Source organism: Tatumella morbirosei, assembly GCF_000757425.2.
GTDB lineage: Bacteria > Pseudomonadota > Gammaproteobacteria > Enterobacterales > Enterobacteriaceae > Tatumella > Tatumella morbirosei.
Window position 1 is genome coordinate 656,501 of the sequence record NZ_JPKR02000004.1, and the last position, 11,015, is coordinate 667,515.

Consider the following 11,015-nt stretch of genomic DNA (forward strand, 5'->3'; position numbering starts at 1 on the left):
GTCAGTAGCAAAAAAACAGCATAAAGCACCCTGCGGAAAATAAACTGATTAAATATCCGTTATTATGGCATCCTAAGAGAAAAATATTCTCCTGAGAGGGTGGAATGATAGATAAAACAGACCGTAAACTTCTGTCGCTATTGCAGAAGGACAGTACTTTGTCACTGCAGGCACTGGCGGATTCAGTCAATCTGACATCGACCCCTTGCTGGAAACGGCTGAAAAAGCTTGAAGATAACGGGATTATCCGTGGGCGGGTGACGTTACTGGATGCAGAAAAACTGGGGTTAACCCTGACAGCGTTTATGTTTATTAAAACACATCAGCACAGCAAACAGTGGTACCAGAGTTTTGCGGCACTGATTGATGACCTGCCCCAGGTCATGGGATGCTTCAGGATGTCAGGAGAATATGATTACCTGCTGCGCATTCAGGTGGCTGATATGAAGGCCTATGATGCGCTTTATAAAAAGCTGGTAGAAGGTATTTCCGGATTAACGGAAATCACTTCCAGTTTTGCGATGGAAGAAATAAAAAATACCACTGCCATTCCACTGAACGTATAACCCCTAATAATGAGATTTCTCTGTGCTGTTATTTAGTCAGTTGCGCGAATATTTTGCTACAGAATGGCGAAGGTATAGTGGCGCTGTCAGCCTGCTGATCGTTGTTGCTTTACTTCAATTACTCCCACCGAAACTGGTTGGGATTATTGTTGACGGGGTTACTCACCATGACTTGTCTCACCGTCAGTTGGTGGGATGGATTACAGCTATACTGGCAATTGCTCTGGTCACCTATTTGCTTCGTTATGCCTGGCGGGTATTACTGTTCGGTGCGGCCTACCGGCTGGCCGTTGTTTTACGCGAAAAATACTACCGCCAGTTGAGTCAACAGAGCCCGGAGTTTTACCTGAAGCACCGGACCGGCGACCTGCTGGTCAGAGCCACCAATGATGTTGACCGCGTGGTATTTGCTGCCGGTGAAGGTGTTCTGACATTGATTGATTCGCTGGTGATGGGACTGGCGGTACTGGTGGTCATGAGTACACAAATTAGCTGGCAGCTCACCCTGACGGCCTTACTTCCCATGCCTCTGATGGCGTGGATTATTAACCGCTGTGGAAAGCAACTTCATCAGCGATTCCGTGATGCCCAGGCTGCCTTTTCGTCACTTAATGATCAGGCGCAGGAAAGTTTAACCAGTATCAGAATGATTAAATCTTTTGGTCTGGAAGACTTTCGCTCAGCTCAGTTTCTTAACACCTCTGAACAGACCAGCATCGATAACTTGCGTGTCGCAAGAGTGGATTCATTATTTGAACCGGTCATTTACCTGGCGGTTGCCTGTTCTAATTTTTTGGCAATTGCTGGCGGAGGCTGGATGGTCTGGCACCAACAACTCACCCTGGGCCAACTGACCAGCTTTGTCATGTATCTGGGATTAATGATTTGGCCAATGCTGGCTCTGGCCTGGATGTTTAATATTGTTGAACGGGGCAGTGCTGCCTGGATAAGGATTGAGGCACTACTCTCTCTGGCCCCGACTATTGTTGACGGGCAACATCAGTTACCAGAAGGGCGAAGTGATATACAGATAGATATTCGACGCTTCTGTTACCCGCAGAGTGATATTCCGGCCCTGCAACAGGTCAGTATTCAGTTGGCTCGTGGAGATATTCTCGGAATTTGTGGTCCGACCGGCAGTGGGAAATCGACCCTGCTGGCGCTGATTCAACGTCATTTTGATATTACTGACGGTGAAGTGATCTATCAGTCGAAGCCTCTTCCCTACTGGAAACTGGATGACTGGCGCCAAAGACTGGCGGTCGTCAGCCAGGAACCGTTTCTGTTCTCTGATACCATTGCGAATAATATCGCTTTGGGAAATCCTCATGCCGACCCGCAGCAGATTGAACAGGCGGCTAAGATAGCCTGTGTGGATCAGGATATCCGGCGGTTGCGCGACGGATACCATACCCAGGTTGGGGAACGTGGAGTGATGTTGTCTGGTGGGCAAAAACAGCGCATTTCATTGGCCAGAGCACTGTTAATGGATGCGGAAATACTGATCCTGGACGATGCATTATCGGCGGTAGATGGTGGGACTGAACACCAGATATTGTCTAATCTTCGTCAATGGCTCGGGCAGCGTACAGTGATCATTACCGCCCACCGGCTTTCTGCGTTGGCGATGGCGGATGAGATTGTCGTTTTGCAGGATGGAAAAATTGTCCAGCGTGGTTCACATCTGCAGTTAGAAAAAGATCCGGGTTGGTATCGGGAGATGTCTCAGTATCAGAAAATTGAAGCATCTCTCACCACCCCCGCGGCTCCGGCCTGCGAACCACTTCAGGAGGTTTGAGTGTCTCAACCGGTTTCTTTTAATAAAACGCTGAAACGGTTGCTGGTTTACGGCATGCCGTGGAAGAAACAGTTGATTACTGCAGTGTTGCTGTTGGTACTGGCGGCGGCGGCACAGGTAGCGGGACCTGCGTTAATCAGTTATTTTATCGACCATTTTATCAGTGCTGAACAATGGCAGTGGGGCCCCGTATTAGCTGTAGGAGCCGGGTTTTTGTTACTCCAGATTTTGGCTGCCTTATTTAATTACCGCCAGTCGTTGTTATTCAACGAGGCCGCTATTGGGGTGGTACAGAAACTGCGTTGTGATGTTATGGATGCAGCATTACGTCAGCCACTGAAAGCGTTTGATACTCAGCCGGTAGGACAACTGGTCTCCAGGGTCACCAATGACAGCGAAGTGGTGAGGGACCTGTACATCACGGTTGTCGCCAGCGTGATGCGTAGTGCAACACTGATTATCGCCATGCTGGTGGCGATGTTTGCACTGAACTGGCAGATGGCGCTGATTGCCCTCTGTATTTTTCCGCTGGTTCTGGGAGTGATGATTGTCTACCAAAAGCGCAGCACCGGGATTGCCAGGCAGGTCAGAACTTATCTGGCAGATATTAATAACAGTCTGAATGAAGTGATCAATGGAATGACGGTGGTGCAGCAATTCCGTCGTCAGAAACATTTTGCTCAGCAGCTTAAACAACATAATGAAAAACATTATCAGGCCAGAATGAAAATTCTTCGGCTGGATGCATTTTTGCTGCGACCTCTGTTAAATCTGTTTACTGCGGTGATCCTGGCGATGCTGGTTTTAGTGTTTTGCCTGGCAGCGCCGGGACATTTTGAAGTTGGGGTGCTGTATGCCTTTATCGCTTATCTGGGAAGAATCGAAGAACCCCTGATCGAGCTGACTACCCGCCAGTCGTTGCTGCAACAAGCGGTGGTTTCCGCGGAACGTATTTTTGAACTAATGGATGCTCCGGCGCAGCATTACGGTCATGATAATCAACCGCTCCGCTCCGGCAGGCTGATGGTCAGTCATCTGTCGTTTGCCTATCAGCCTGGCCGTGATGTTTTGAAAAATATTCACTGCCAGGCCGAAGAAGGGGGCTTTCTGGCGTTAGTGGGCCATACGGGGAGTGGTAAAAGTACCCTTGCCAGCTTGCTGATGGGGTATTACCCGACAGAGCGAGGGCAGATAACCATTGACGGGCGGCCGGTGGGAGAAATGAGCCATCAGGTGTTACGTAAAGGCATCGGTATGGTTCAGCAAGACCCGACCGTACTGGCCGACACACTGCTACAGAACATCCGGCTGGGCAGAGATATTAGTGAAGAAAGCGTACTGGCTGCGCTACATCAGGTAAGACTGTCAGGCTGGGTAGAAAGTTTACCACAGGGTATTCACACCTTTTTGGGCGAACAAGGCAGCAGTTTATCGGCCGGGCAAAAACAATTACTGGCTTTGGCTCGTATCCTGGTCGATGTGCCTGTGTTGCTGATTCTTGATGAAGCTACGGCAAGTATAGATTCCGGTACCGAACTGGCATTGCAACAGGTACTGGCAGAGTTACGTCACAAAACGACGCTGGTGGTTATTGCTCACCGGTTATCAACCATTACCAGCGCTGATAATATATTGGTTCTTGACCGGGGAGAGATTACAGAAAGTGGTACTCATGAGCAGTTGCTCTCAATAGACGGGCGTTACCGGCAAATGTATCAGTTGCAGCGTGCTGGCCATGAACTATCACACAGCACAGTACCCTCCCTTCAGGCCGATGATGCACTTAATTAGTACATTTTAATCAGACGACTCCGATGAATGCACTACGTTGATGCCAGTGGCACCAATATGGTGCATTTCTGCGACTGTTTTTTATTTCTCTCCCGACTCTCCTGTCGTGACTGGCGAACCAGCCGCGAATTTCGCGCTTTCGCTTAACTTTAGATTAAGAAAATAAATGGCATGGTGTTTGCTTCTGATAGTGCAGGTTCAGTGCAACTTATAATTTCAATACCCGGAGGGAGTGATATGAAACTGGTGACCGTGGTTATCAAGCCATTTAAGTTAGAAGACGTGCGTGAAGCATTATCTTCAGTAGGTATTCAGGGATTGACCGTTACTGAAGTCAAAGGTTTTGGTCGTCAGAAAGGTCACGCAGAACTTTATCGCGGAGCTGAATACAGTGTTAACTTTTTACCAAAAGTAAAAATTGATATTGCGATAGCAGATGATCAGCTTGATGAAGTTGTTGATATTATTAGTAAAGCCGCGTATACCGGCAAAATTGGTGATGGGAAAATTTTCGTTTCAGAACTGCAACGGGTCATTCGTATCCGTACCGGTGAAACTGACGAAGCTGCGCTTTAATTTAGCCTTTGATTGTTGAGGGAAGGGAAAAAATGAATAAACTTCTGACGAAACTGGCTCTGGCGGGTGCGGCACTTTCGCCATCACTCGCATTTGCTGCTCCTGCGGTAGCAGATCAGGCCGATAATGGATTTATGATGATTTGTACTGCTCTGGTACTGTTTATGTCTGTACCGGGCATCGCTCTGTTTTACGGCGGTCTTATCCGTGGTAAGAACGTCCTGTCAATGCTAACTCAGGTTGCGGTGACCTTCTCACTGGTTGCGGTGATATGGGTAATTTATGGTTACTCTCTGACTTTCAGTGACGGTAACAATTATTTTGGTGGCTTTGGTTGGGTGATGCTGAAAGGTATCGAACTGAAAGCAGTCATGGGCACCATCTATCAGTACATCCACGTGGCATTCCAGGCTTCGTTTGCCTGTATCACTGTCGGACTGGTACTGGGTGGCCTGGCTGAGCGTGTACGTTTTTCTGCGGTACTGATTTTCACTATTATCTGGGTAACGCTCTCTTACTTCCCAATTGCACACATGGTATGGGGCAATGGCCTGTTGGCTAAAGATGGTGCTCTGGATTTCGCCGGTGGTACTGTGGTGCATATTAATGCTGCGGTTGCCGCGCTGGTCGGTGCCTACATGCTGGGCAAACGTGCTGGTTTTGGTAAAGAAGCCTTTAAACCACACAATCTGCCGATGGTATTTATTGGTACTGCTATTCTGTATATCGGTTGGTTTGGTTTTAATGCCGGTTCTGCTGCATCTGCAAATGAAATTGCTGCTCTGGCCTTCCTGAATACTGTGGTGGCGACTGCGGGAGCGGTATTGTCCTGGGTATTTGGTGAGTGGGTATTACGTGGTAAACCTTCTCTGCTGGGTGCCTGTTCAGGCTTCATTGCTGGTCTGGTAGCAATTACTCCGGCTTGTGGCTACGTGGGAGTCGGCGGTGCACTGATCATTGGTCTGGTTGCGGGTCTGGCCGGCATGTGGGGGGTCACTTCACTGAAACGCTTCCTGCGGGTTGATGACCCTTGTGATGTATTCGGTGTGCACGGCGTGTGTGGGATCGTGGGTTGTATCCTGACGGGTGTATTCGCATCCTCTTCTCTGGGTGGTGTAGGCTATGCAGAAGGTGTCACCATGGGCCATCAGGTGTGGGTGCAGATTCTGAGCTGCATCGTAACTATCGTCTGGTCTGGTGTAGTGGCTTTCATTAGCTTTAAAGTGGCTGATATGGCCGTCGGACTGCGTGCTCCTGAAGATCAGGAACGTGAAGGTCTGGATGTTAACAGCCATGGTGAGAATGCTTACAACCAGTAAGTTAAACCGATTAACGGCCTGAGGCCGGTATATAAAAAGGGCGATCATCGCCCTTTTTTTTCGTCTCCGATTCGGCTTGATTTTATCCACGGGCCCGGTGTTACATCTTCAGATGTTGCGGCATGCATCACAACTTATTGTTGTGAGATAAAGCGCCTCAATGAGCTTATTATTCCGCGGCATTCCGGTTGCCGGAAGCTTTTGTGGACTGATCAGCGGAGGTGATATAAAGCCCGGCCATATAGCCAGGCCTTCGGGTTCAGACACCCTTTCGGGAGGACTGGTTTACTTATTTCGTAACCGGATGACACCTTCCTGTACAGCAGAAGCCAGCAACTGTCCTCCCTGACTGTAAAATTCTCCCCGTACAAAACCGCGGCTTCCGGAGGCGGAAGGGCTATTCACACTGTAGAGCAGCCATTCATTAAGATTAACTGGACGATGAAACCACATTGAATGATCGATAGTGGCGACCTGCATCTCTGGTTCAAGAAAACCTTTGCCATGAGGTTGCAAGGCAACCGGCAGGAAATTGAAATCAGAAGCATAACCCAGCAGATATTGATGCAGAGTTTGATTATCGGGGAGTTTGCCGTTTGCCCTGATCCAGACCTGGCGGAGAGGTTCACTGATATGACCTTGCAACGGGTTATGAAGTTGTACCGGGCGGAATTCAAGAGGGCGTTCAGCGCTCATTAACGGACGTAATTTTTCCGGGATTTTATCAAACAACTGAGCGGCCAACTGTTGTTCATTCGGCAATCCTTCCGGTCCTCGAATTTCTGGCATTGAGGTCTGATGTTCAAAACCTTCTGCGGCAGCCTGAAATGAAGCTGTCATAAAGAAGATCGGAACTCCGTTTTGTATGGCTTTAACACGGCGTGCACTGAGGCTCCTGCCGTCGCGCAGTATTTCAACGTCATAAATAATCGACTGACGACTGTCACCCGGTCTTAGAAAATAGCTATGAAATGAGTGAATGTGACGATCACTGTCCGTGGTTTGCTGTGCTGCACACATCGCCTGACCAACAACCTGTCCCCCGAATACCTGGGGTAATCCCAGTTCTTCACAATCAGCGCGAAAAAGCCGGCTATCCAGTTGTTCTGGTTGCAATAAATCGAGTAATTTCTCTAATGCCTGACTCATAGTTACCTCAGAGTGATCAATGGATGATTAACCAGGAATTTTCTTATATTTTGTCAGTTCAGCCGGTTTGGCATTAATAAACAGGAAGAAACCCGGCATTCTGCCAGAATTATCACATGGCGGTGGAAAAAAACACTATTGAGTAACTATAGAACACCGTTATTCATTCTGTTCATAAGGAGACGACATCAATGAAATCTATGCATATTATCAGTGGGTTAGTTATAGCATTATCGGTTAGTGCATGTGCCGATAAAACTGACGTACCCGCAGGGGCTCTTAAAGCACCTGGTATCAGTGCTAATGTAGCGCAACCCGTAATATCCGGAGCGGTGTTTGTTCGCCAGCGTATCGCATTACCTGAAAATGCGGTACTGACGGTTACTTTGTCAGACGCTTCAAACGGTACGGGGCCTACCCGGGTTATCGCGCAGAAAGTTCAGAAGATTTCCGGTCAACAGGCGCCTCTTCACTACAAACTTCCATTTAACGGCAGGGATGTGAATCCTCAGGGTCAGGTCCTGTTAAGTGCGGCCATTACATTGGATGGGCGGGTTGTTTTCGCCTCAGAATCATTGCAGCCAGTGACTGCAGGTATCACACAGCGTAAAGATCTGATGCTGGTGGCTGTTCCACAGGTGGCGGTTCCGGTCGCGGCGCCAGCAAGTGCACCCGTTGCACCTTAATCCATGGAAAACTGGTCAGGCAATCATTCAGCGCCTGACCAGCGATATTTAGCCAGAGAGATTGTGTGCTGAGGGCCAATTTCTATATTCTCTGCCAACAGAGCATTGCGCTGACGTAAAAGACTTTCTCCCTGCAATGAAATTCTCCCCATTCTGTTGACCACCCGATACCAGGGCAGGGACGATCCCTCGGGTAATTTACTCAGTATACCACCGACCTGTCTGGCGGCTTTGGAATTGCCTGCCAGTCGCGCGACATCACCGTAGGTAGTTACCTGACCGTAAGGGATTGCTGCGACAATCATCCATACTCGTTCCCGAAAATTTAATTCTACTTTCATCTTCAACCCTGACGTTGCTTACCGGACTTTCAGATAATTATAGAGGTGAGGAGTGTTCAAGAAAACAACGGTCAACCGTCACAGGCTTGCAATTAACCTCACCATCACTGATAATGCCTGCGCTTTGAGAGATCAGAGCTTTTCAATGGGGACTCTGCTGGTTCTCCCGCAATGCTAACTTGTGAACCCGGTCAGATCCGGAAGGAAGCAGCCGCAGCAGGTAACGCATGTGCCGGGATGTCGCTGGCAGAGGCCCCACCCAATTGATTCCTTAGAGCCACTTCCCGGGTATCTGTTTTTCTTAGCGCTTCATCCTGCACCCTAATACTACACCTGAGTTCCGGCATGGGAAAACCATAGCCCCGGCAGGTATATATTCCCTGTTTTCAACAGTATTTTTAGGGAAACAGCTTTCCTTCCGCAAAGCAGCAGACTCGTACAGGCAGAATTAATAACCATGCCGAAGGGGATTAACAGGGCCTGAGACAGGCAATATCTCTCTGCGGGAAATAGTAAACCCCCGCAGGTATCATTGATTCAGATTTCAATTGTCCGGAGCGCTGAAAGTTTCAGGCAAATAATCTGTTTAATTACAAAAATATAAATGCAGTATTGTTACCTAACATACTTCCACACGGTTGCAGGAACTTTGTCATACAATTTATTCATTGTCAGTTCAGCCAGACGGTGATCGGCGGCTGAATAAAAAACCACCAAATCCTCGTCAGATAATTCATATTTATTCTTCTCAATTACCCGTTCGAGGGTATCAATTGACCGGCAGCGTCTGAGGCGCATCAGATAATCTGTTTTAGTTAATGTAGGGTTGCTCATATTAAAACCACTCCTGGCTAATGTATGAAGCTGTGTCCATTTGTCTCGCAGGGACTGGCTTCAAAAAATAATCTAAATAGCTGGTTTGACGAAGTTTTCCAAAAACTGAAATCTTGTTTATTTACAGTATAACCGCTAAATAATGTAAATGTGTCGTCAAGATATTTATCAACCTGTTTAATCAGTTGTTCGTCTTCACTATGTTTTAATTTATAGAGAATACTGAAAGCTGCAATGTGTTCAATCAACTCATGTAGTTGCAGGTTTTCTGATGAAGCAGGATCATTTATCCAGCAGGCTTGCTGCACGTTGAGGATAGCAATACTTTCATCAAACAGATTTTCACACAGAAACTTCAACTGCGCTACATCATACCTTTTAGGTGAGTATTCATCCATCTTTTCCACCTCTCATAAACCCGGCTGAAGATAAATTCAGCGAAAATAGAAAGCTACGGAAGATTCTCAATAACTAATGTTGGTTAACTGTCGGGGCTGGCATTTCATCGCAGGGAATTTTGAAAATTAACCATTCCACAACACAAATGATCAGGTATGTAAATTCTGACCCCGGATGAACAAAATAGTTTAACTGGCCAGCCGAATTTTTATTCCCGATAGTTTGTCTCAGGGGCATATTTAAATACCCGTGATTAACAGGTATAACACCGGGCTAAACAATCATCAATAACCGTGCGGGTATGATTAAAAGAACTGGTTACAGTATGGACCTGATTTGAACCTACAGGCAAACTATCATCTATAGATTGAATCTATCAATAAAGAATTTTCTTAAAAAGCACCTTTTAATAATCATAAAGGATTGATTAAAGTGGGATTTATCGCGGCTGCTTTTACTGCCGGATAGCACAAAATAACTGCATTCAGAGATTAATCTGTACCTGTAATAGCCAAAGGCCAGATATCCGGAAACACTTAGTTGCTTTCGTTTACTCCCTGAGTGCTTTGGTACGTGATGTTATAATATTTCGTGAATCTCTGATAATCAGTCCGTGACTCTGTTTTCCTGTTCGGCCTTTGATTCTGGCAGAAGAGGCGGGCTTGTTGCCTCTGACAACGATTTACGTCCCCCGGGTAAGTGTTTATGACCCGCAATGTTGCATGTACAGGGGAGGGCTATCTCCCCGTTAATCACGCCTCTTTTAACTCCGATTGTGATACCCCATTTTACCGGCATTCAGTTGCCGGGGCATTTTGTCGTATTAATGATGTTGGCGATGGATAACGCACATTTCCTGTGGTATTGGCAGGTGGATAGTGTTAAGGAAGGATATCCTGGTGACGTTGCAGGCGGCCCGGATAAATTTATTGCTGCATGGAGTTGTCTTTACCTGAGAGGCCGGTAGTTTAAGTGTTTTTGAATGTTGTCATTGTGGGGGCTTGCTATCACGAGGGAAGGTGATGTTTTAATCGTGATAAAAGCGGTCCTGAAAGCAGGGCCGCTTTATTGGGTTTATCGTTTCTTTTTACTGCCCTGAACTGCTTTAAAACGAGGATTAGATTTACAGATAACGTATACCCTTCCGTGGCGGCGAACCAGCTTACAGTCAGGGTGACGTTGTTTTGCAGATTTAAGGGAGCTAAGTACCTGCATGACTATTCTCCTGTTTTATTACCCAGAAAACGGCCATAACGTTGCTGGAACCTGGCCGCACTGCTGTCCTTAGCGATGGTTTTCTGTTTACCGGTATAAAAACTGTGAGACACAGAAGAAACGTCTAACGTGACATACGGGAAGGTTTCTCCCTGGTAATCAATAGTCCTGTCAGTTTTGATCGTTGATCCTACTTTGAAATATTCATTTGCTGTCGTATCGTGAAATACCACAGGACGGTAGTAAGGATGGATATCCGGTTTCATAATGCCTCTGAATCGTTATGTTATAACATATCCATATTATGGCGTTAGTAAACGTTTTAGGCAAGGGGATAAAGA

The 11,015-nt window shown here is 47.1% G+C and carries 12 protein-coding genes and 1 other RNA gene; 7 read left to right on the plus strand and 6 right to left on the minus strand.

Annotation, left to right across the window (positions count from 1 at the left end):
• Positions 1 to 104: 104 nt before the first annotated feature.
• The 5 genes from HA49_RS14330 (at position 105) to amtB (ending at position 6,050) form a co-directional block, all read left to right on the plus strand.
• Entirely contained in the window at positions 105 to 566 is a 462-nt protein-coding gene (locus tag HA49_RS14330; protein ID WP_038018707.1) for an Lrp/AsnC family transcriptional regulator, read from the plus strand.
• Between the two features lie 22 nt (positions 567 to 588).
• The gene (locus HA49_RS14335; RefSeq protein ID WP_038018709.1) at positions 589 to 2,364 is read left to right on the plus strand and encodes a SmdA family multidrug ABC transporter permease/ATP-binding protein; all 1,776 of its coding nucleotides are present in this window, start codon (positions 589 to 591) and stop codon (positions 2,362 to 2,364) included.
• A complete protein-coding gene (locus tag HA49_RS14340; RefSeq protein WP_038018713.1) occupies positions 2,365 to 4,155 on the plus strand; it encodes a SmdB family multidrug efflux ABC transporter permease/ATP-binding protein in 1,791 nt (596 codons plus the stop codon).
• Positions 4,156 to 4,392: 237 nt separating this feature from the next.
• Entirely contained in the window at positions 4,393 to 4,731 is a 339-nt protein-coding gene (gene glnK, locus HA49_RS14345) for a P-II family nitrogen regulator (protein WP_038018716.1), read from the plus strand.
• 32 nt (positions 4,732 to 4,763) lie between these two features.
• The gene (gene amtB, locus HA49_RS14350) at positions 4,764 to 6,050 is read left to right on the plus strand and encodes an ammonium transporter AmtB (RefSeq protein WP_038018720.1); all 1,287 of its coding nucleotides are present in this window, start codon (positions 4,764 to 4,766) and stop codon (positions 6,048 to 6,050) included.
• Positions 6,051 to 6,335: 285 nt separating this feature from the next.
• Here the strand turns inward: amtB and tesB are convergent, their stop codons facing one another.
• The gene (gene tesB, locus HA49_RS14355) at positions 6,336 to 7,199 is read right to left on the minus strand and encodes an acyl-CoA thioesterase II (protein ID WP_038018723.1); all 864 of its coding nucleotides are present in this window, start codon (positions 7,197 to 7,199) and stop codon (positions 6,336 to 6,338) included.
• A gap of 191 nt (positions 7,200 to 7,390) precedes the next feature.
• Between tesB and HA49_RS14360 the strand changes: the two genes are divergently transcribed.
• Entirely contained in the window at positions 7,391 to 7,885 is a 495-nt protein-coding gene (locus tag HA49_RS14360) for a YbaY family lipoprotein (protein ID WP_038018726.1), read from the plus strand.
• 23 nt (positions 7,886 to 7,908) lie between these two features.
• Here the strand turns inward: HA49_RS14360 and HA49_RS14365 are convergent, their stop codons facing one another.
• On the minus strand, positions 7,909 to 8,226 hold the full coding sequence (locus tag HA49_RS14365) for an MGMT family protein (RefSeq protein ID WP_084706431.1): 318 nt from the start codon (positions 8,224 to 8,226) through the stop codon (positions 7,909 to 7,911).
• Between the two features lie 155 nt (positions 8,227 to 8,381).
• Here HA49_RS14365 and ffs point away from each other — a divergent pair.
• Positions 8,382 to 8,478: signal recognition particle sRNA small type (ffs, locus tag HA49_RS20955), an RNA gene on the plus strand.
• Between the two features lie 363 nt (positions 8,479 to 8,841).
• On the opposite strand, the gene HA49_RS14370 is transcribed toward ffs, so the two are convergent.
• The 4 genes from HA49_RS14370 to HA49_RS14390 form a co-directional block, all read right to left on the minus strand.
• A complete protein-coding gene (locus HA49_RS14370) occupies positions 8,842 to 9,060 on the minus strand; it encodes an HHA domain-containing protein (protein ID WP_038018732.1) in 219 nt (72 codons plus the stop codon).
• 17 nt (positions 9,061 to 9,077) lie between these two features.
• Positions 9,078 to 9,458 (minus strand): Hha toxicity modulator TomB, encoded by a 381-nt coding sequence (gene tomB / locus HA49_RS14375; protein ID WP_038018735.1) that lies wholly within the window; start codon positions 9,456 to 9,458, stop codon positions 9,078 to 9,080.
• A gap of 1,075 nt (positions 9,459 to 10,533) precedes the next feature.
• Entirely contained in the window at positions 10,534 to 10,674 is a 141-nt protein-coding gene (ykgO, locus tag HA49_RS14385; RefSeq protein WP_046791843.1) for a type B 50S ribosomal protein L36, read from the minus strand.
• A gap of 2 nt (positions 10,675 to 10,676) precedes the next feature.
• Positions 10,677 to 10,940 (minus strand): type B 50S ribosomal protein L31, encoded by a 264-nt coding sequence (locus tag HA49_RS14390; RefSeq protein ID WP_038018739.1) that lies wholly within the window; start codon positions 10,938 to 10,940, stop codon positions 10,677 to 10,679.
• Positions 10,941 to 11,015: the final 75 nt, after the last annotated feature.

Excerpts from the sequence above, each read along its gene's own strand:
- HA49_RS14370 (WP_038018732.1), bottom strand. The coding sequence starts at position 9,060 with ATGAGCAACCCTACATTAACTAAAACAGATTATCTGATGCGCCTCAGA.
- amtB (WP_038018720.1), top strand. The coding sequence starts at position 4,764 with ATGAATAAACTTCTGACGAAACTGGCTCTGGCGGGTGCGGCACTTTCG.
- tesB (WP_038018723.1), bottom strand. The coding sequence starts at position 7,199 with ATGAGTCAGGCATTAGAGAAATTACTCGATTTATTGCAACCAGAACAA.
- tomB (WP_038018735.1), bottom strand. The coding sequence starts at position 9,458 with ATGGATGAATACTCACCTAAAAGGTATGATGTAGCGCAGTTGAAGTTT.
- HA49_RS14330 (WP_038018707.1), top strand. The coding sequence starts at position 105 with ATGATAGATAAAACAGACCGTAAACTTCTGTCGCTATTGCAGAAGGAC.
- HA49_RS14360 (WP_038018726.1), top strand. The coding sequence starts at position 7,391 with ATGAAATCTATGCATATTATCAGTGGGTTAGTTATAGCATTATCGGTT.
- HA49_RS14390 (WP_038018739.1), bottom strand. The coding sequence starts at position 10,940 with ATGAAACCGGATATCCATCCTTACTACCGTCCTGTGGTATTTCACGAT.
- ykgO (WP_046791843.1), bottom strand. The coding sequence starts at position 10,674 with ATGCAGGTACTTAGCTCCCTTAAATCTGCAAAACAACGTCACCCTGAC.
- glnK (WP_038018716.1), top strand. The coding sequence starts at position 4,393 with ATGAAACTGGTGACCGTGGTTATCAAGCCATTTAAGTTAGAAGACGTG.
- HA49_RS14365 (WP_084706431.1), bottom strand. The coding sequence starts at position 8,226 with ATGAAAGTAGAATTAAATTTTCGGGAACGAGTATGGATGATTGTCGCA.